This is a genomic window from Bradyrhizobium sp. HKCCYLRH3099, from assembly GCF_051167855.1.
Lineage (GTDB): Bacteria > Pseudomonadota > Alphaproteobacteria > Rhizobiales > Xanthobacteraceae > Bradyrhizobium.
The window spans coordinates 285,768-305,020 of sequence record NZ_JBNPTW010000006.1 but is presented as its reverse complement, the minus strand read 5'-3'; the positions used below and the strand labels follow the sequence as shown (position 1 = coordinate 305,020).

Here is a 19,253-nt window from a genome sequence, read left to right as displayed (position 1 = left end):
TCGTCAGTGACCAAGCTTCGTATCGAAGGTTATGTGATCGTATCGGCCGACGGCATGTTGGCCGATGCTGCTAATGTGATGCCCGGGGTTCTCAAATTCCCGGGCGATGCCGAGTTCTTCTCCAGCGCGCTGGACGGCGCCGATTTGATCGTCCACGGCCGCAACTCCTATGAGGACCAGCCGAACTCGCCCAAGCGGCGCCGGCTGGTCGTGACCCGCAAGGTGGCGGCGCTGGCGCCGGATCCCGACAAGCCGCATTCGACCCTCTGGAACCCCGCCGGCGCCTCGTTCGATCAGGCCTGCGAGGCCGCGGGTGTGACGACCGGCACCGTCGCCATCATCGGCGGCCCGATCGTGTTCGACATGTTCATGGACCGCTACGACACCTTCTTCCTGTCGTTCGCGCCCCACGTCACCATTCCCGGCGGCGCGCCCTGCTTCACCGCAGTCGGACCCGACCGGTCGCCGCAGCAGGTGCTGACGGCCCACGGCCTGACGCCGGCCAATCAGCTGATGCTCGATCCCGCCCACGACGTCAGCGTCACCGCCTTTCAGCGCGCGGCCTGAGCCGCGCCGTCAGATGTCCCCATAGGCACTCTGCTCCGGCTCCTTCGGGCCGCGCCCGTAGCCGAAGATCATGAACAGCGCGCCGATGATCGAGAGATTCTTCAGCGCGTCGATCAGGGTCTTGGCGTTGTCGGGCGGGGTCTGGTTCCAGAAATCGTGGAAGTAGAAGATCGTCGCGCCGACGAAGATGATCATCAGCGCGGCGAAGAAGCGCCCGAGGAAGTTCAGCGCGATCATCACGCCGGCGAGCACCTCGAAGGCGCCGGCCGCGATCGCAAGGATCTGCGGCATCGGCATCTTCGCGGCTGCTTCGAGCTGCGCCGCGTACGGCGCGAGCAGCGGCGGAATCGTCACCTTGGCGGCAATGAGATCGGCGGTCGCCTGAATGCCGAACAGCTTGGTCGCGCCCGTGTAGATGAAGATCACGGCAAACAGAACGCGCCCGAACGTAATGAAACCCGGCATTCTCGCCCTCACGGATGAAGTTCAAACAGATACCGCCGGCCTCTCCGGCCGGATGTGTGACATCGCGAACGCTTTTCACCAACAAAGGCGGGCGGAATGCGACCGAAACCGGACGAATTCCGCCACACTTCGATCACGCCAGAATGATCACGCGAACAGCGTCGGCTGCGCCCTCCCCGCCCGCTCCTGGGCCTCGACGGCGGCCACCGCCGTCATGTTGAGAATGCCGCGCGCCGTCACCGACGGCGTCAAAATATGCGCCGGCCGCGCCGGACCGATCAGAATCGGACCGACGGGAACCGCATCCGCCAGCACCTTGATCATCTGATAGGCGACGTTGGCAGCATCGAGGTTCGGCATGATCAACACGTTGGCCGAGCCTTCGAGATCCGAATGCGGCAGGATCGCCTTGCGCGCGGTCGCCGACAGCGCGGTGTCGCCCTGCATCTCGCCGTCGGCCTCGAGGTCCGGACGATGCTGCTTCAACAGCGCCGTGGCCTGCCGCATCTTGCGCGACGAGTCGGTGTCGTAGCCGCCGAAATCGGAGTGCGAGACGAAGGCGATCTTCGGCTTGATGTTGAAGCGCGTGACGTGATTGGCCGCGAGGGAGGCCATCTCGGCGAGCTCCTCGGCGGTCGGGTCGGGCCGCACCTGGGTGTCGCCGATGAAGTACGCACCCTTGCTGGTGATGGTGAGCGCGAGCGCTGCGTAGTCGCTGACCCCCGGCATGAAGCCGATGATCTCGCGGACATGACGCAGATGGCTCATGTAGCGGCCTTCCACGCCGCAGATCATCGCGTCAGCCTCACCGCGAACCACAGCGAGCGCCGCGATGACGGTCGCGTTGGTGCGCACCACCGTGCGCGCCGCATCCGGGGTCACGCCCCGGCGGCCGGCGATCTCGATGTAACTCTGCACGTAGGAGCGGTAGCGCGGATCGTCTTCTGGATTGACGAGGTCGAAGTCGCGCCCGGCCTTGATCGACAGGCCGAAGCGCTTGATACGCGCCTCGACGACGCTCGGACGACCGACCAGGATCGGCCGCGCCAGCTTCTCCTCCAGCACCACCTGGGTGGCGCGCAGCACGCGCTCGTCCTCGCCCTCGGCATAGATCACGCGCACCGGCTGCGCCTTGGCTTTCGCGAACACCGGCTTCATGACGAGGCCGGAGCGGAACGCGAAGCGCTCGAGCAGCGCGGTGTATTCGTCGAAGTTCGTGATCGGCCGGGTCGCGACGCCGGACTCCATCGCGGCCTTCGCCACCGCCGGCGCGATACGCAGGATCAGGCGCGGATCGAACGGCGATGGGATCAGCGAGCCCGGGCCAAAGCCCTGCGTCTCGCCGGAGTCGAAGCCGCGGCTGACCGCGTCCGACGGCGGGTCCTGCGCCAGCTGCGCGATCGCATCGACCGCCGCCTGCTTCATCGCCTCGTTGATCGCGGTCGCGCCGACATCGAGTGCGCCGCGGAAGATGAACGGGAAGCAGAGAACGTTGTTGACTTGGTTCGGGAAGTCCGAACGCCCGGTGCAGATCATCGCGTCTGGCCGCGCCGCGCGCGCCTCCTCCGGCATGATCTCCGGGTTGGGATTGGCGAGCGCCATGATCAGCGGCTTCTCGGCCATCTGCTTCAACAGCTCCGGCTTCAGCACGCCGCCTGCGGAGAGGCCGAGGAAGATGTCGGCGCCGCCGATCACATCGGCGAGCGTCCGCTTGTCGGTCTTCTGCGCATAGACCGCTTTCCACGGGTCCATCAGCGTATTGCGGCCCTCATGCACGACGCCGTCGATGTCGCAGACCCAGATGTTCTTGCGCTGCGCGCCCATCGACACCAGCAGATTGAGGCAGGCGATCGCCGCGGCACCGGCACCCGAGGTCACGATCTTGACCTCTGAGAGCTGCTTGCCGGCCAGCGACAGCGCATTCTTGATCGCGGCGCCGACGATGATGGCGGTGCCGTGCTGATCGTCGTGGAAGACCGGGATCTTCATCCGCTCCTTGAGCCGCGCCTCGATCTCGAAGCACTCCGGTCCCTTGATGTCTTCCAGATTGATGCCGCCGAAGGTCGGCTCCAGCGCCGCCACGGTCTCAACCACCCGGTCGATCGTGTCGGCGGCGATTTCGATGTCGAACACGTCGATGCCGGCGAATTTCTTGAACAGAACCGCCTTGCCTTCCATCACCGGCTTGGACGCCAGCGGGCCGATATTGCCGAGCCCAAGCACCGCCGTACCATTGGAAACCACGGCCACGAGGTTGGCGCGCGCGGTCAGCGAGGCGGCCTCGGCCGGGTTGTTGGCGATCTCGGTGCACGCAGCGGCCACGCCCGGGGAATAGGCAAGCGCGAGGTCGCGCTGGTTGGCGAGCGGCTTGGAGGCCTGGATCTCCAGCTTGCCGGGCCGCGGCAGGCGGTGATAGGCCAGGGCTGCGGAACGAAGATCTTCAGAATAGGACGACGACATACGTGCTCCAGCGTTTCCGACCCGGATTCTTGGTCTCTTGCGTTTCGTTCAGACGTCGGTTTTTCCGGCCGGTGGAAGCGCATGTGATGCACGTTGGACGGCTTTCATGCAACATCCGAAACCATGCTCGTCGGCATCCCGGGCCAGCGATTCCCTAGTTCGCAGAAGCACATCCCTACTCCATCGATTTCCCTGAGACCATCACCCTCCTGCTGCCTAAGCGTTGGGCGGAGCATATCGAATGAAACGTGTCGTCATCGCAGTCCTCGTCGCGGTAGCCCTGGGCGGCGCCGGCTTGATTGGCGTCCCCTGGTACGCCCAGGCGCGTGCCGAGCGCGAGGTCGAGGCCAATTTCGCCCAGATCCGCCAGAACGGCGCCAGCGCCAGCCATGGCAAGGTCACGTTCGACCTCTGGTCGCGCAAGTTGACAATCGCCGACGTCAAGCTGGAATCGGCCAGCCAGCCGCCGGTGAGCGTGACCTTCGGCAGCATCGTCGCCACCGGGCTGAACCAGCCCGACAGCGAGCACGTCACGGCGTCCAGCATCGAGGTCAATGACGTCACCATGGCCGGCAGTCTGGCCGGCGCGGCGCCGATGCGGCTCAGCTACAAGCTGCCGCAGCTGGTGGTGAAGGACTATGCCGGTCCGGCGCGGTTTGCCGCGATCCCCTCCGGCGCCAGCATGCTCGACACCTACCGGGCGCTTGCCCAGCAGTTCGTGACGATCAGCGCCGCGTCGATCTCCGTGCCGCGCACCACGGGCACCATGGACGGCGGCCCCTCCGCCGGCCCGGCCGAATTCGCCTATTCCGGGCTCACTTTCGAGAACATCAAGGCCGGCCGCATTGCCAACTACAAGCTCGACGAGGTCACCTTCACGATGACCCCGCAGCAGCCGGGCGGCAAGGCCGACAAGATGCAGGGCCGCATGGCCGGCATCGTCCATCAGGACATGGACGCCAATGCGATCCTGGCCGTGCTCAACCCCGACGCCGCCAAGGACGACAAGACCTATCGCGTCAACGGCAAGTTCACGATGGGCGCTTACGAGATCACCACGGACTCCGGCCTGAAGATGCGCATGGACAGCGCCAGCGCCGACGAGTTCAGCGTGCGGCCGTCCCGGCTGCAGCTGCCCGCGCTGTTCGCCGTCCTGCCGGCAACGCCGGCCGCCCAGCCGACGCCCGAGCAAGCGCGCGAGCTGATGGACAGGGTCGCCGGCATCTATGAGGGCATGGCCGTCAAGAATGCCGAGCTTCGCGGCTTCTCGATCGAGACGCCGCAAGGGCCCGCCAAGCTGGCCGCGTTCCGGCTCGATCTCCAGGACGGCAAGGGCGACATCGCCGTCGAGGGGTTTGACGGTCGCGGCCCGAACGGACCGATCAAGCTCGGCCGGTTCGCGCTGAAGAGCTTCGATCTCGCCGGCCTGATGCATTTCGCCGCCAAGTATTCCACCGCCGGCGCCAAGCCGGCCCCGGCCGATGCGGCCGAGATGCTCAAGCTGCTCGCCGGCGTCGAGCTGAAGGCGCTGACGGCGCCCTACAGGACCGGCGACAAGCCGGTGCAGATCGACGCCATCAGCCTCGATTGGGGCCAATATGTCGGCCCGATCCCGACGCAGGCGCGGCTCGTCGCCAAGATGGCCGGGCCGCTCGATCCCTCCAACCCGGCATTCCTGCCGCTGCTGGTCGCCGGCATCGACACCGCCGCGCTCGATGCCGATCTCGGCCTTGGCTGGACCGAGAGCGCCGGCACCTTCGCGGTGTCGCCGTTCAAGCTCGAGGTCAGCAATCTGATCGGCGCCTCCGCCAGCGTCTCGCTGGCGCGCGTGCCGCGCGAGGTGTTCACGGTCGATCTGCAGCAGGCGACGACGGCGGCGGCGCAGATCGAGGCGTCCGGGATCGAGCTGACGTTGCGCGATCTCGGCGCCGTCGACGTGTTCGTCGCCAACTATGCGCGGACGCATGCGATTCCGCGTGACGCCGCGCGCAAGGCGCTGGTCGACAGCATCAAGGCGATCGGCGCCCAGTTCGCTGCCGACAATGCCGACGTTGCCGCCGCGGTCGACGCTCTCAGCCGCTTCGTCGAGAAGCCGCGCCAGACGTTCTCGCTGAAGCTCTCGCCCCGCGCCAAGGTGCCCGCCATGCAGCTCGCCCAGCTCATCGCCATCGATCCGCCGAGCGCGCTGGCGCAGTTCAAGATCGAGGCGCAGACGGCGCCGTGAGTTCGGCGACGACTGGAACGGCGTGTTGAAACCGAACGTGAGTCCGCCTCTCTCACTCTCCACGCATCATTCCGGGGCGCGCGCAGCGCGAGCCCGGAATCCATAACCACGACCGCATGTGAGCCCCGAGATAGCTGACGCCTTCCTTCACGAGGGCCTTCCGGGACTATGGATTCCGGGCTCGCGCTGCGCATGCCCCGGAATGACGGGCGGAGAGAGTGTGCCATCAGGCGGCAACGTTGCACGCGGAGAGATCGCGCTCGCTGATCAAGACGCACGGTTGGCACCTCGCCGTCAGCACACACGTCCACGATCCCGCGGCTGAAACGCCCGAGTTGGTCCGGTTGGTTCGGCCCTCTTCAATCGAAGAGGGCGCAGGGAATGCCGGGTGCTGGCCTCACCCATGGCCCGCCTGCGAACAAGAATGCAGGCGGCAGGTACCACAGGTTCAGCCGGTCATCCGGCATTCCCTGCGCGGTGGGCTTGTCGGCTGCTTCGCGCTCTCCCTGGTGCACCGGGCTTGTTGGCCACCATGACGACAATGCGCTTCGAACGCCTTGCGCTTGACACCAGCGTCGGGGTGTCGAGACCACGCGACTTGACCGCCTGCGCCGTGCCGTTCGTCCACGCGCTATGAGCACGTTGCGACACGATGCAGCCACCGCCTCCCCACCTCACGTCTCGTGACGACCGCGAACCGTCCCTCTTCATCGAGGCGGGATGGCCGGAAATGTGAGGGTGATTTGCCCGACGAGACAAGCGGATTGATTGCGACAAACTAACACGACGGGCAGTTTGCGCATGAGAGGGATGCGGCGATTGCCCGTCGGGCAGACCGCCATACAGCCAGCCTAGCTCATGGCGGCGGAATCAAGACGTTGCATCTCCCAAGATTGGTCAGCGCTTCACCATCGGACCAGTCCTATGTAGGCTCCCATGATCCATAGCATCAACTCTTTGCGTCCGTGCCCATGCGAAGCCGCCAGATCAACTTCTTCCTGACGCCGGACGACCAGGCGGAGCTGCTGCGCAGACTCGATCCTGACGGTCAGTTCGTCTACCTCGCTCGCAGGTGCCTGTACGACCAGATGCAGATCCTCCCCACGGCCGTGGTTCGCCAGATGGGGCAAGAGCCACTCGGCATCTATATCGCTCGTGCGGCTGATCTCGACACGATCGTCTTCAATGAAGGCGAGAACGACAAGTCCATCGACGTGATCCGATCTCCCGTCATCGAATTCAACCGATGCTACTTGGGCGACGAGCATATCAGCGATGGCCGCCTCTATGTCGTCAACAGCTACTTCGACGCCCACGGTCGGATTGCCAGAAAGAACGACAGCTTCCTGAAATGGTCGGAGCGGCTGATAGCGAAGACCAGGAGATGTCTGACGAAGGAGGACAAATGGTTCTACTATTTTGGAACGGAGACGCTGCAACTCAAAAGATCGGGCTTCAAGACTTCACCATTTTAGCCGTCAATGCGTCGGGCCGCAGCGTTTCGCACGGCAACCGTCCATAGCCACGCCTTTGCGCCTCCTGGATGGAGACGCGCCGTGACCCGCTCTGCTCGCCGTGATGGTCGGTGACGAATAAAACAATGCAGATTTGATTCAAATTCGAACGGATCGTCGCGCAGCACCGGCGTACCCACAACACATCAAACTCTACGGTTGCATTATCAGAATACAGTAAGCCTTACTTAACCCGATACCCTCTATCGTGGAAACTACGGGAAACAATCGGCAACGAACCAACACCTGTTGTCCATCGAGACAGTCGGGGCGGAGTTCGGAAATGCCGAGATGGCCAATGTCGACCAAACGAGTGTGAGGGGTCATGCTGCACGGCCTGGTGCTTCGCTTCGCACGGGATCGCAAAGCCAATGTCGCGGTCATCTTCGCCCTGACTTTGGTGCCGACGATCTACCTGGCCGGCATGGCGCTCGACTATACGCAGGCCTTGCGCAAGCAGGGACAGCTCGACGCCGCGGCCGATGCCGCGGCGATCGCAGCCGTCCGGCCTGCCATGCTGACCGTGACCGACGCCAACACCGTCAAGGCGACAGCAGCGGCCGTGTTCGCGGCCAAGGCCAATATGCCGGGCCTGACCGTGGTCCCGACCCCAGACATCACGGTGACCGATACCGGCCTTCAGCGCACGATCAAGGTGTCCTACGTCGCGCAATCCATCAACAACTTCCCGTCGGTGCTCGGTGCGCCGTCGTGGAAAGTCCAGGGCTCGGCGACCGCTCAGGCCTCCAGCGCGCCCAACATGAATTTCTATCTGCTGCTGGACGACTCGCCGTCGATGGCCATCGCCGCCACTCAGAACGACATCAACGCGCTGATCTCCGCCACGTCAAAGCAACCGGGGGGATCGAAGAACTGCGGTTTCGCCTGTCATGAGCTGAACCCGCAGCTCGACAGCGGCGCGAATTCCTCGACCAAGGACAATCTCAGCGTCGCGCGGGCGAACAACATCACCCTGCGGATCGACCTCGTCGTCAACGCGGTGAAGCAGCTGCTGGTCGGGCCCTGGTCGTGCCTGCAGTCGGGCGTGTCAGGCGGCGTCATGCAGTGCATGTCGGCGATCAACAACACGACCTACAAGGCTGCGATCTACACCTTCGACTACAATCTTAACACGATCCAGACACTGACCTCGCCGTCGGCGGCAGGCACCAAGATCCCGAACATCCAGTTGATGACAGTCGACCACCAGAACTGCGTGACGACCTCGATCTGCAACACCGATTTCGGGACCGACATCTCCGGCGCGCTGAACAGCCTCAACAGCATCATGCCCGCCCCGGGCTCGGGCACCAACCAGTCCGGCGACACGCCGCAGGAAGTGGTGTTCCTGGTGACCGACGGCGTCGAGGACAAGCTGATCGCGAAGACCGCGAGCTGCGACCCGAACGCGACCTATCCGCTACCCACCGCAGGCACACAGGTGCGCTGCCAGCAGCCGCTCAACACCGCGGCGTGCGACACCATCAAGAACCGGGGCATCCGCATCGCGATCCTCTATACCGAGTATCTGCAGCTGACGGGCGACAGCTGGTACAACAGCCGCATCGCCCAGTTCAACAATCCGTCGTCGTCGACCGGCGCGATCGCGCAGCGGCTGCAGAGCTGCGCCTCGCCCGGCCTGTTCGCGAACGTCCAGACCGGCGGCGACATCTCGACGGCACTGACCAACCTCTTCCTCAAGGTCGCATCAAGCACCGCGAGCCTGGTGCGATAGGGTCACGCCATGACACAGCCGGCAGCAGGATCGGACAAAGGCCGCGACAAGAGTTGCGCCGCGTTCATCAAGGACAAAAGAGGCGCAACGGCGGTCGAGTTCGGGCTCGTCGCCGCGCCCTTCCTCGCTCTCGTCGTCGCGCTGATCCAGACCTTCCTGGTCTTCTTCGCCCAGCAACTGCTCGAAGCGGTCGTGCAGCAATCGGCGCGCCTGGTGATGACCCAGCAGGTGCAGACCCAAAATCTGAGCCAGGACGCCTTCAAGCAGGAGGTCTGCAAGAAGATCCGCATCTTCTTCAACTGCGGCGGCCTGATGATCGACCTTCAGGTGGCCAACGGCTGGTCGTCCGCCAATACGGGCACGCCGTCGCTGACCTTCAACAGCCAGGGTCAGGTCACGAACAGCTGGAAGTACAATCCCGGCGCGCCTGGCGACATCGTCGTTCTCAGGGTGATGTATGTCTGGCCGGTCATGCTCGGCCCCCTCGGCTTCAATCTGTCCAACCTGTCGAGTGGCAACCGCCTGATCATGGGGACCGCCGCCTTCCAGAATGAGCCGTAGTCGTGAGAGGAACGAACATGCTCGCCAATCTGACCTGCCGCGCGCGCACGCTGTACGCCGATGACGATGCCGTGGCCGCCACCGAGTTCGCCATCGTGTTGCCGTTCATGCTGACGCTGCTGCTGGGCGGTGTCGAGCTCGGCAACGGGCTCGCGATCGGCGTGAAAGTCAGTGAGACCTCGCACAGCGTCGCCGACATGGTGGCGCAGAACACCCAGATCACCGCGGCGCAGATGCAGAACATCCTGCTGGCCTCGAGCTCGATCATGGCGCCCTATGCGGTCCAGGACGCCGGCGGCAACTCGCTGATGACGGTCACGGTCTCCGAAGTCTCGACCGATGCCAATGGCAATGCGACGGTGCAATGGAGCACATCGACGAAATCCGGCGCCGCAAGGGCCGTCGGCCAGAGGATGACGCTGTCGGCGTTCACCAGCACTTCCCCCGTCAACGCGAACATTTCGCTCATTCTGGGCGAGGTGTCCTATTCCTATAAGCCCAACCTCGGATCGGGCGTGACCGGTCCGGTGACGATTTCCGACAGCTACTATCTGTTTCCGCGCTGCTCGACCAACAGCCCGGCGACGCAGAGCTCTCCCCCCTATTACGACGTCAAATACCCGGCCTCGGCGAACTGCACCTGCGTTCAGCATCTGCGCCAGAAGAGCTGCTAGGCCGGACGCCACAGCCGCTTCTCGAAGCACACAGCCTCGGGTCGGCCGACATATCTGCCATAGTTGGGAATGCGGCCATAGCCATGACGCTCGTAGAAGCTCACGGCGCGCGCATTGACGTGCCGAGTCTCCAGCCAGATCGCCTCATAGCCGAACCCGGCGGCGGCCGTTTCGAGATGGCTGAGGATCGCAGCCCCCACGCCGCGCGTGCCCGGACGCGCATACATGCGCTTGACCTCGGCGATCCCGGCATCGATCGGACGGAGCGCACCGCAACCGACGGCCTGCCCGGATCCGTCACGCGCGATCACGAAGCAGGCTCTTGGCCCCCGGACGTCATCCGGATCGAATGACGACCGGCCACTGTCACCGGTGATGCGCGCGAGCGCCGCGGACAGGTCCGCGATCAGGGCCGCGGCGTCGGCGGACGCCGGATCTTCCGGTGAGATCGTCAACATGCGAGCGACTCTGCAGCACATTCATCGGCGCTGTCCTATCATGCCGGTCTGCGCATCGGCGATACCGACGCTGGCACGCGGGTCCGGAGATTGCCTTGAGAGTGTCGACCGTCTCGCAAACGATCACGGCAACCCCGGACTGAACAGGTTCCCATGAAAAGGTTCGGCGGCGCGCCGTTCTGGCGCGCCGCCGAGCCGATCCGGTGGTCTGGTACTGGCTCCGGGCCGTGCCCTACTCCAGCTCGATCGCCTGGTAGGTGCCGGTCTCGTCGAGCGCGGTGCCCCAGATTTTGTGCGAGGCCTGGTGCTCGGCGCGGCCGAACGACAGCTTGCTGCCAAGGCCGAGATCGATGTTCTGCATCGACTCCAGCGTATCGACGAGACGCTCGGTGTCGAGCGGCGTCGTCTGCTTGAGCGCCTGGATCAGGATGTTCGCCGAGATGAAGCCCTCGAGCGAGGTATAGTCAGGCGCCTCGCCGGGGAAGTACTTCTCCAGCGCCGTCTTGTAGTCGAGCACCAGGCTCGAATAGCCGGCCACGGAGGGGACGCCCTGGGTGACGATCACGTTCTTGGTGTATTTCGGGCCGAGCAGCTTCAGCTCGGCGGCGAGTGACGACGATCCGACGGCGGAGATGTTGGCGTAGATCAGCCCCGGCACGGCATCGTGGGTCTTCTCGATGAACTTCGCCGCCGCGCGGTCGGTCGCGATCATGATGACCGCCTTGATCGCCGGCTTGGTCTGCGCCTTCAATTGGTTGACGGCCTCGTCGACCTCCAGCGTGCCGCGCGGAAAGCCGTAGCGGATGATCGGATCGGTGATGCCTTGTGCGCGGAACGCCTTGGCGACGCCGTTCGCCCCATCGTCGCCATAGCCGTCATTCTGCGCAAACACCGCGATCTGCTTGGCCGGGATGCGCTTGACCTTCATCAAATAGTGGACGATTGCCGCCGTCTCCTCCGCGTAGCTCGCACGGTAGTTGAAGACGTAGCGGTCGGGCGGATCGCGGCGCACGATGGCCGAGCCGCTATAGGGCGCGAAGAACAGCGCGCGGCGCTCCAGCGCATACGGGATCGCCAGCGCGTTGTTGGCGGTGCCCATGTTGCCGATGAAGCCGAACACCTGCTCCTTTTCATAAAGGTGCGTCATCGCGCCGATCGTCTTGGAGGGGTCGTAGGCGTCGTCGGCCGCAATCAGCCGCAGCTTGCGGCCGTTGATGCCGCCGGCGTCGTTGGCGCGGTTGAACGCCGTCTCGATGCCGACCTTCATCTGGCGCGCGGACTCCTTGCGCACGCCCGAGAACGGAATGACGGTGCCGAAGCGGATCTCGGTGTCGCTGACGCCGCGCGGCAGCGGCGGCGGTAGGTTGGCGGTGGGCTGCGTCGCCGCAGCCGCGGTCGACGGCGCCAGCGCGAAGGACAGGCTGGGCGCCGCCGATTGCTGCTGGCCGAGCGAGCGCTCCAGATCCGACAATTGGCGCTCAGCGGTCTGGCAATTGACTTGCGAGGACGCGACGCGGCCGCGGCCTTCGGCGATGTAGCTGTTGAAGCTGCGGATCAGCCCGTCGCGATCGCTGCTGTTCGTGGCGGCCTGGCGGATCACCTCGCCGAACTGATCGATGATGGTCTGGACGCGCCCCTGCGCGATCTCGCGGCAGGTCGCGGCCTGGCCGACCACCGGGCCGACGCGCGAGGCGAGATCACGAACCGTATCGGGAGAGATGGGAGCAGCGGAGGCAGTCGGCACTAACAAGCAGGTTCCGAGAAGGAGCACGCACCAGCGAACGGTCATATCTGAACTACCCGTCTTCTTTTGTTTGGTTGGCGTTGTTCGACTACATGAGTGAGACAGCAATCGTATTAAGGATAGGTTGCAGGACACCGCAAGCTCCATCGCACTGAGCGCCGGTCTAGGAACGCCGCGGCGACGGCTGTCGCGCAATCGCTGACATCGGTGGCCCTGCATCATCGCGAACTAACAGCCGCCGTGATCGATTATCGCCGGGAAACAACGGCTTGCGACATCGCATGACAGGCGGCTCGCGGTTCGCGCGCGACCGGGAGCGAGGCCCTCTCGCGCCATGGAGGCGTTTAGACGTGAGGGCGGGAAGTTGCTTGCAGTGTTAACCGCCGCTAACGCAGGACGATCAAATGCGCACGCCGGCCTTGAAGGCGGGCTCACCTTGCGCCTGTTGGCGACGACGTCGCCGCACCACAAGCCGTGATGACAATCGGGTGAGTTTTAATTGAATGCAGCAGCGGTCGAGGCCCTCGCAGGCGGCTGGATCAGCGCCCGTTTTGACGCTAGCAGCAGCTATCTCGTGTGAGTGCAGTGGGGATCCGTCGTGCCGTGGAAGAATACCAGACTGGAGTTCGGCGGCGTCGCCAAGTTCTTCCATTGGACCAGCGCGGCGGCGTTCATCGCCGCCTACATCGTCGTGTACTACGTCATCTGGTTCATGGATGACACCGCGCCGGAGGTGCTGCCGGTGCTGAATGTCCATTGGGTGCTTGGCATCTTCGTCGGGCTGTCCGTGGTCCCGCGGCTGCTGTGGCGGCTCGCCAATGTGCAGCCGGAGGCGCCGCATTCATCTCCCGCCGAGGCGTGGCTTGCGCAGGCAGCGCATTGGGGCCTCTACGCGCTGCTGATCGTGATGCCGCTGACCGGCTATATCGGCACCGATGCGCCGACCGATTTCGGAGCCTTCGCGGTGCCGAGCTTCCGCGAGACCGCGTTGTTCGGCTGGATCGAGACGCGCTGGGGCGTGTCGTGGGAGGCGTTCGAGCCGCCGGTCGACGCGATCCACCATTTCATCGGCAAATGGATCGCCTGGGTCGTGGTGGCCCTGCACGTCGCCGCCGCGCTGGTTCACCACATCGTCCGCCGCGACGGCGTGCTGACGCGGATGCTGCCGGGGCGGCCGGCGGCGTGATGATGTCGCCCGAATCCGACCGTCATTGCGAGGAGCCGAAGGCGACGAAGCAATCCAGGGCGTCGCGAGGACTCTGGATTGCTTCGCTCGCAATGACGCCTGGTAAAGCGTCGATCGTGCTCTGCCGACCTACTTGGCCGGCAAATTGGGCTTGATGTGCAGCTCGCGGAGCTGCTTGGTCGAGGCTTCCGACGGCGCGCCCATCAGCAGGTCCATGGCCTGCTGGTTCATCGGGAACAGCGAGATCTCGCGCAAATTCGTGGTGCCACACAGCAGCATCACGATGCGGTCGACGCCGGCGGCCATGCCGCCATGCGGCGGGGCGCCGTACTGGAAGGCGCGGTACATGCCGCCGAAACGGTCGACCACCTCCTGCTCGCCATACCCTGCGATCTCGAACGCCTTCACCATCGCTTCCGGCTTGTGGTTGCGGATGCCGCCGGAGGCGATCTCGTAGCCGTTGCAGGCGATGTCGTACTGGAACGCCTTGATGGTCAGCGGGTCCTTGGTCGTCAGCGCTTCCAGTCCGCCCTGCGGCATCGAGAACGGGTTGTGCGAGAAGTCGACCTTCTTGTCGTCCTCGTTGTACTCGTACATCGGGAAGTCGACGATCCAGGCCAGCGCGAAGCGGTCCTTGTCGATCAGGTTCAGCTCCTCGCCGACCTTGGTGCGGGCGAGGCCCGCGAACTTCCAGAACTTGTCGGGATCGCCGGCGACGAAGAAGGCGGCATCGCCGTCTTTGGTGCCGAGCTGGCTGCGGATCGCAGCCGTACGCTCAGGCCCGATGTTGTTCGCAAGCGGACCCGCGCCCTCGCCGCCCTCGCGCCACATGATGTAGCCGAGGCCGGGCTGGCCCTCGCCTTGCGCCCACGAATTCATGCGGTCGCAGAACGCGCGGCTGCCGCCACCGGGCGCCGGGATCGCCCAGACCTGGTTCTTCGGGTCCTCGAGCATGCGCGCGAATACCTTGAAGCCGGAGCCGCGGAAGTGCTCGGAGACGTCCTGCATCTCCAGCGGATTGCGCAAATCGGGCTTGTCGGTGCCGTATTTGCGCAGCGCTTCCGCAAACGGAATCCGCGGCCAGCCCTTGGTGACCGGCTTGCCCTTGGCGAACTCCTCGAACACGCCGGTGATGACCGGCTCCAGCGCCGCGAACACGTCCTCCTGCTCGACGAAGCTCATCTCGACGTCGAGCTGATAGAACTCGCCGGGCAGGCGGTCGGCGCGCGGGTCCTCGTCGCGGAAGCACGGCGCGATCTGGAAGTAGCGGTCGAAGCCGGACATCATCAGCAGCTGCTTGTACTGCTGCGGCGCCTGCGGCAGCGCGTAGAACTTGCCGGGATGGATGCGCGACGGCACCAGGAAGTCGCGCGCGCCCTCCGGCGAGGACGCGGTCAGGATCGGCGTCTGGAATTCGAAGAAGCCCTGCTCCTTCATCCGCCGGCGCATCGAATCGATGATCGCGCCGCGGGTCATGATGTTCTGGTGCAGCTTGTCGCGGCGCAGGTCCAGAAAGCGATACTTCAGCCGGATGTCCTCGGGGTAGTCCTGCTCGCCGAACACCGGCAGCGGCAGCTCGGCCGCGGGGCCGAGCACCTCGATGTCGGCGACGTACAGCTCGACCTGGCCGGTCGGCAGCTCGGCATTGTCGGTGCCCTCGGGACGGCGGCGGACCTTGCCTTCCATGCGCACGACCCACTCCGAGCGCAGCTTCTCGGCCAGCCCGAACGCCTTGGAGTCGGGATCGACCACGCATTGGGTGATGCCGTAATGGTCGCGCAGATCGACGAACAGCACGCCGCCATGGTCGCGGATGCGATGGCACCAGCCGGACAGCCGGACCGTCTCTCCGATGTTGCTGTCGCGGAGCGCGCCGCAGGTATGGGTCCGGTAGCGATGCATGGTCGTCCTGAATGGTCGGCGTGAGGAAAAGGGAATCGGCGCAGCCGCGAAGGCGCAGGCCGAATGCGCGCTGGGTTTAGCCGAGCCGCCCCGGCGCGGCAACCGCGGGAACGGGCCTTTTACACCCCGCAGCCCGGCCGCGCGCGCCCTCATTGCAACCTCCGGCGCTGCCGCCGAATTGGGCTGGCGCCGAAGCGCTCATCTGACGGCCGTTTGGGCTCGAAAAGCGGCCGCCTTGCGCCTATCTTGGAGCCATGACCGTGCATTTCCCCTTCCAGAACTCCTACGCCGCGCTGCCGGACAATTTCTTTGCCCGGGTGGCGCCCACCCCCGTCGCCGCGCCGCGGCTGATCAAGCTGAACCGGCCGCTGGCCGAGGAGCTTGGGCTGAACCCGGCCGAGCTGGAGACGCCGGAGGGCGCGGAGATCCTGGCCGGCAAGACCGTGCCGGAGGGCGCCGAGCCGATCGCGATGGCCTATGCGGGCCACCAGTTCGGGCATTTCGTGCCGCAGCTCGGCGACGGCCGAGCGGTGCTGCTCGGCGAGGTCGTCGACCGCAACGGCCTCCGCCGCGACATCCAGCTCAAGGGCTCCGGCCCGACCCCGTTCTCGCGCCGCGGCGACGGCCGGGCGGCGCTGGGGCCCGTGCTGCGCGAGTACATCGTCAGCGAGGCGATGGCGGCCTTGGGCATCCCGACCACCCGTTCGCTGGCCGCTGTCGTCACCGGCGAGCAGGTCTATCGCGGCACCGCGCTGCCCGGCGCCGTGCTGACGCGGGTCGCGACCAGCCATATCCGGGTCGGCACGTTCCAGTATTTCGCCGCCCGCCAGGACACCGAGGCAGTGCGCAGGCTCGCCGATCACGTCATCAGCCGGCACTATCCGGATCTCGCCGGCTCTGAGCGGCCCTATCACGCCCTGCTGGATGCCGTGATCTCGCGCCAGGCCAGACTGATCGCCGATTGGCTGCTGGTCGGCTTCATCCATGGCGTGATGAACACCGACAACACGTCGGTCTCCGGCGAGACCATCGACTACGGCCCGTGCGCCTTCATGGACGCCTATGATCCGAAGCAGGTGTTCTCCTCCATCGACGAGTTCGGCCGCTACGCCTTTGCCAACCAGCCGCGCATTGCGATGTGGAACCTGACTCGGCTGGCCGAATGCCTGCTGCCGCTGTTCGACGCCGACAAGGACCAGGCGATCAAGCAGGCCGAAGCCGCGCTCGACGGCTTTGCGAGCCAGTTCACCGAGGCGCACCAGGCGGGGCTGCGCCGCAAGCTCGGGCTATCAACGCAAACGGAAGGCGACCAGCCGCTGGCGCAGGCGCTGTTCGACACGATGGCGGCGGCCAAGGCGGACTTCACCCTCACCTTCCGCCGACTCAGCGACGCCGCCGGCAGCGGCGATCTGAGCGAGGTCCGCGCCCTGTTCGAGGATCCCGCCGGTTTCGACGAATGGGCCGCCCGCTGGCAGCAGCGCTTGGCCGAGGAACCGCAAACTGCGGCCGAGCGGCGCGCGGCCATGCGAAAGGTCAATCCGGCCTTCATCCCGCGCAACCACCGCATCGAGGCGGTCATCACTGCAGCGGTCGACAACGACGACTACAGGCCGTTCGAGGAGCTGCACGCGGTCCTGGCAAGGCCCTATGAGGACCAGCCGGAGCGGGCCGACTATGCTCAGCCGCCCGAGCCCGAGGAGCGAGTGCTGCAGACCTTCTGCGGCACCTGACACGCGCTCTTAACTCCGCGTCCACCATCGCGGCGACTGCGCCTGGGTCCTTAAGAAACGATCAACGCAGCCCCGACAAGTTGAAGCAACAAGTCGGGGAGGTCCGAGACGTGGACGCGCTGGTGTTCGAATTCCTGGGTCTGGCGATGGTCGCCCTGTGCCTCATCGTGCTCGCGGTCCCCTCCGGACGGAGGCCCTCCGGCCGCGTCCGGCATCATTGACGGCCCGCCGGCCCGTCTATCATCAACCATAGAGCGATCGGCGGACACGGCAGCGCTTGCCTTCCGGCCTGATTAGGCCGACAAGCAGAGATGAATTTCGTCTCGTACCCTTTGCCGACACCCTTGACTTGTCAGCGTTTTCGGACGACGGCGTAAGAGCCTCGTCATGGATCGTTCATGGACTTGATCACCACCACCGCGGACCTCGCGGCCGCCTGCGCCCGTCTCGCCCAACACCCGGTCATCACCGTCGATACCGAGTTCCTGCGGGAAACCACCTACTACCCCCTGCTCTGCGTCGTGCAGATGGCGAGCCCGGACGAGGCCCTCGTGATCGACGCGCTGGCCGAAGGCATCGATCTCAAGCCGTTCTTCGAGCTGATGGCCAATGAGAAGGTCCTGAAGGTCTTCCACGCCGCACGCCAGGACATCGAGATCATCTGGCATCGCGCCGGCATCGTCCCCCACCCGATCTTCGATACCCAGGTCGCCGCGATGGTGCTGGGGTACGGCGACAGCATCGCCTACGACCAGCTGGTCGAACGCATCACCGGCCATCGCCCCGACAAGACCCACCGTTTCACCGACTGGTCGCGCCGGCCCCTGACCAAGGAGCAGGCGCATTACGCCGAGGCTGACGTCACCCATCTGCGCGATGTCTTTGCCGCGCTCGATGCCGACCTCAAGAAGCGCGGCCGCAGCGACTGGGTCAGCGAGGAGATGGAGATCCTGACCTCGCCGAAGACCTACGACTTCCATCCCGAGCGCGCCTGGGAACGGCTGAAGACCCGCGTCCGCAAGCCCAAGGAGCTCGCGGTGCTGATCGAGGTCGCCGCCTGGCGCGAGCAGGAAGCGCAGAGCCGCGACGTGCCGCGCAGCCGCGTCATGAAGGACGACGCCGTGGGCGACATCGCCACGCATGCGCCGACCACGATCGAGAAGCTCGGCAACCTGCGCTCGCTGCCGAAGGGCTTCGAGCGCTCCAAATGGGGCTCCGATATCGTCGCCGCCGTGCAGCGCGGGCTGGCGCGTGATCTCGCCGCGCTCCCGAAGCTGGAAAAGCCGCGCAACAACTCCAATGGCGCCGCCATCGTCGAGCTGCTGAAGGTGCTGCTCCGCATGACGTCCGAGCGGCACGCCGTCGCCAGCAAGGTCATCGCCACCGTCGACGATCTCGAACAGATCGCCGCCGACGACCAGGCGGATGTGGCTGCGCTGCAGGGCTGGCGCCGCGAGCTGTTCGGTGAGGCGGCGCTGGCGCTGAAGCACGGCAAGCTCGCGCTGGCGATCGACAAGGGCCGCGTGATCCGCGTCGACCGGGCCTGACGGCGATCAGACCTGGCCGCTACGACCGGTTGCAGCTCCGGGCGTTTACCCAGTTGATTGCGGAGCGCCGCATACGCGGCGAATTTGCCACACTTTCACTCGGAATCGGCCCGCCCCCTCAACTCCGCCTCGATTGTCTGGGACACCTCAACCAGAGCCAACGAAAGGATGTAGGCGCTGGTCGGCAGGTTGAGCTGGCGCGCCCTCGCGATGGCCGCCTGGAGGCTGCTCGCCAGCTCTTTGAGCTCTTCCTCTCGGGTCATGTCGCGGTCTCGGTGGTGATGTCGGTGCTGGAGCTGCCCGTGTGAGCAAAGACGATTGCGAGCCGCCAGAACAGAAGCTGCTGCGGCTGCTGAGCGAAAATCCTGTTGATTTGCACGTGATGGAGGCGTTGCGCCTCGTGGTTGCATTCAACAAGATCACCGATCCGTCGGACCGCCGCATGGTGATCGATCTGGCCGAGCGTCTCGCCGAGGGCTGAACACC

Annotated in this window: 16 protein-coding genes; 10 read left to right on the top strand and 6 right to left on the bottom strand. The window is 65.3% G+C overall.

Annotated features, from left to right (window positions below; genetic code table 11):
* Positions 1-6: 6 nt before the first annotated feature.
* The gene (locus tag ACQR1Y_RS15635) at positions 7-567 is read left to right on the top strand and encodes a dihydrofolate reductase family protein (RefSeq protein ID WP_434875821.1); all 561 of its coding nucleotides are present in this window, start codon (positions 7-9) and stop codon (positions 565-567) included.
* Between the two features lie 9 nt (positions 568-576).
* On the opposite strand, the gene ACQR1Y_RS15630 is transcribed toward ACQR1Y_RS15635, so the two are convergent.
* Both ACQR1Y_RS15630 and ACQR1Y_RS15625 read right to left on the bottom strand, forming a co-directional pair.
* Positions 577-1,032: a DoxX family protein gene (locus ACQR1Y_RS15630; RefSeq protein WP_434861274.1), complete on the bottom strand. Its 456-nt coding sequence runs from the start codon at positions 1,030-1,032 to the stop codon at positions 577-579.
* Positions 1,033-1,179: 147 nt separating this feature from the next.
* Positions 1,180-3,492, bottom strand: a complete 2,313-nt coding sequence (locus ACQR1Y_RS15625; RefSeq protein ID WP_434875820.1) for an NADP-dependent malic enzyme — start codon at positions 3,490-3,492, stop codon at positions 1,180-1,182.
* Positions 3,493-3,733: 241 nt separating this feature from the next.
* On the opposite strand from ACQR1Y_RS15625, the gene ACQR1Y_RS15620 reads away from it, so the two are divergent.
* The 5 genes from ACQR1Y_RS15620 to ACQR1Y_RS15600 all read left to right on the top strand — a co-directional run bounded on the left by ACQR1Y_RS15620 (position 3,734) and on the right by ACQR1Y_RS15600 (position 10,200).
* Positions 3,734-5,716, top strand: coding sequence for a hypothetical protein (locus ACQR1Y_RS15620; protein ID WP_434875819.1), 1,983 nt, complete (start codon positions 3,734-3,736; stop codon positions 5,714-5,716).
* A gap of 971 nt (positions 5,717-6,687) precedes the next feature.
* Positions 6,688-7,191, top strand: a complete 504-nt coding sequence (locus tag ACQR1Y_RS15615; RefSeq protein WP_434875818.1) for a hypothetical protein — start codon at positions 6,688-6,690, stop codon at positions 7,189-7,191.
* Between the two features lie 364 nt (positions 7,192-7,555).
* A complete protein-coding gene (locus ACQR1Y_RS15610; protein ID WP_434875817.1) occupies positions 7,556-8,965 on the top strand; it encodes a TadE/TadG family type IV pilus assembly protein in 1,410 nt (469 codons plus the stop codon).
* A gap of 9 nt (positions 8,966-8,974) precedes the next feature.
* Positions 8,975-9,526 carry a TadE/TadG family type IV pilus assembly protein gene (locus ACQR1Y_RS15605; RefSeq protein ID WP_434875816.1) on the top strand — a complete coding sequence of 184 codons (552 nt, stop codon included), beginning with the start codon at positions 8,975-8,977 and terminating at the stop codon, positions 9,524-9,526.
* Positions 9,527-9,543: 17 nt separating this feature from the next.
* Complete coding sequence (locus ACQR1Y_RS15600; protein WP_434875815.1) at positions 9,544-10,200, top strand: TadE/TadG family type IV pilus assembly protein; 657 nt, start codon at positions 9,544-9,546, stop codon at positions 10,198-10,200.
* Here ACQR1Y_RS15600 and ACQR1Y_RS15595 read toward each other — a convergent pair.
* Both ACQR1Y_RS15595 and ACQR1Y_RS15590 read right to left on the bottom strand, forming a co-directional pair.
* Entirely contained in the window at positions 10,197-10,658 is a 462-nt protein-coding gene (locus ACQR1Y_RS15595; protein WP_434875814.1) for a GNAT family N-acetyltransferase, read from the bottom strand. The two genes, ACQR1Y_RS15600 and ACQR1Y_RS15595, sit on opposite strands and share 4 nt — an antisense overlap.
* 232 nt (positions 10,659-10,890) lie before the next feature.
* On the bottom strand, positions 10,891-12,447 hold the full coding sequence (locus ACQR1Y_RS15590) for an ABC transporter substrate-binding protein (protein ID WP_434861265.1): 1,557 nt from the start codon (positions 12,445-12,447) through the stop codon (positions 10,891-10,893).
* Positions 12,448-13,000: 553 nt separating this feature from the next.
* Here ACQR1Y_RS15590 and ACQR1Y_RS15585 point away from each other — a divergent pair.
* The gene (locus tag ACQR1Y_RS15585; RefSeq protein WP_434861264.1) at positions 13,001-13,588 is read left to right on the top strand and encodes a cytochrome b; all 588 of its coding nucleotides are present in this window, start codon (positions 13,001-13,003) and stop codon (positions 13,586-13,588) included.
* 129 nt (positions 13,589-13,717) lie between these two features.
* Here ACQR1Y_RS15585 and aspS read toward each other — a convergent pair whose 3' ends face one another.
* Complete coding sequence (gene aspS / locus ACQR1Y_RS15580; RefSeq protein ID WP_434875813.1) at positions 13,718-15,490, bottom strand: aspartate--tRNA ligase; 1,773 nt, start codon at positions 15,488-15,490, stop codon at positions 13,718-13,720.
* Positions 15,491-15,744: 254 nt separating this feature from the next.
* Here aspS and ACQR1Y_RS15575 point away from each other — a divergent pair, with 254 nt between their 5' ends.
* Together ACQR1Y_RS15575 and rnd are read left to right on the top strand one after the other, a co-directional pair.
* On the top strand, positions 15,745-17,220 hold the full coding sequence (locus ACQR1Y_RS15575) for a protein adenylyltransferase SelO (RefSeq protein ID WP_434875812.1): 1,476 nt from the start codon (positions 15,745-15,747) through the stop codon (positions 17,218-17,220).
* 398 nt (positions 17,221-17,618) lie between these two features.
* A complete protein-coding gene (gene rnd / locus ACQR1Y_RS15570; protein WP_434861261.1) occupies positions 17,619-18,767 on the top strand; it encodes a ribonuclease D in 1,149 nt (382 codons plus the stop codon).
* Between the two features lie 95 nt (positions 18,768-18,862).
* Here the strand turns inward: rnd and ACQR1Y_RS15565 are convergent, their stop codons facing one another.
* Entirely contained in the window at positions 18,863-19,030 is a 168-nt protein-coding gene (locus ACQR1Y_RS15565) for a hypothetical protein (RefSeq protein ID WP_434861260.1), read from the bottom strand.
* Positions 19,031-19,071: 41 nt separating this feature from the next.
* On the opposite strand from ACQR1Y_RS15565, the gene ACQR1Y_RS15560 reads away from it, so the two are divergent.
* Positions 19,072-19,248, top strand: coding sequence for a hypothetical protein (locus ACQR1Y_RS15560; protein WP_434861259.1), 177 nt, complete (start codon positions 19,072-19,074; stop codon positions 19,246-19,248).
* The last annotated feature ends 5 nt before the right edge of the window (positions 19,249-19,253 follow it).

Bases quoted from the DNA above. Each gene is read 5' to 3' on its own strand.
- ACQR1Y_RS15630 (WP_434861274.1), bottom strand. From the start codon at position 1,032: ATGCCGGGTTTCATTACGTTCGGGCGCGTTCTGTTTGCCGTGATCTTC.
- ACQR1Y_RS15625 (WP_434875820.1), bottom strand. From the start codon at position 3,492: ATGTCGTCGTCCTATTCTGAAGATCTTCGTTCCGCAGCCCTGGCCTAT.
- ACQR1Y_RS15620 (WP_434875819.1), top strand. From the start codon at position 3,734: ATGAAACGTGTCGTCATCGCAGTCCTCGTCGCGGTAGCCCTGGGCGGC.
- ACQR1Y_RS15615 (WP_434875818.1), top strand. From the start codon at position 6,688: ATGCGAAGCCGCCAGATCAACTTCTTCCTGACGCCGGACGACCAGGCG.
- ACQR1Y_RS15610 (WP_434875817.1), top strand. From the start codon at position 7,556: ATGCTGCACGGCCTGGTGCTTCGCTTCGCACGGGATCGCAAAGCCAAT.
- ACQR1Y_RS15605 (WP_434875816.1), top strand. From the start codon at position 8,975: ATGACACAGCCGGCAGCAGGATCGGACAAAGGCCGCGACAAGAGTTGC.
- ACQR1Y_RS15600 (WP_434875815.1), top strand. From the start codon at position 9,544: ATGCTCGCCAATCTGACCTGCCGCGCGCGCACGCTGTACGCCGATGAC.
- ACQR1Y_RS15595 (WP_434875814.1), bottom strand. From the start codon at position 10,658: ATGTTGACGATCTCACCGGAAGATCCGGCGTCCGCCGACGCCGCGGCC.
- ACQR1Y_RS15590 (WP_434861265.1), bottom strand. From the start codon at position 12,447: ATGACCGTTCGCTGGTGCGTGCTCCTTCTCGGAACCTGCTTGTTAGTG.
- aspS (WP_434875813.1), bottom strand. From the start codon at position 15,490: ATGCATCGCTACCGGACCCATACCTGCGGCGCGCTCCGCGACAGCAAC.
- ACQR1Y_RS15575 (WP_434875812.1), top strand. From the start codon at position 15,745: ATGACCGTGCATTTCCCCTTCCAGAACTCCTACGCCGCGCTGCCGGAC.
- rnd (WP_434861261.1), top strand. From the start codon at position 17,619: ATGGACTTGATCACCACCACCGCGGACCTCGCGGCCGCCTGCGCCCGT.
- ACQR1Y_RS15565 (WP_434861260.1), bottom strand. From the start codon at position 19,030: ATGACCCGAGAGGAAGAGCTCAAAGAGCTGGCGAGCAGCCTCCAGGCG.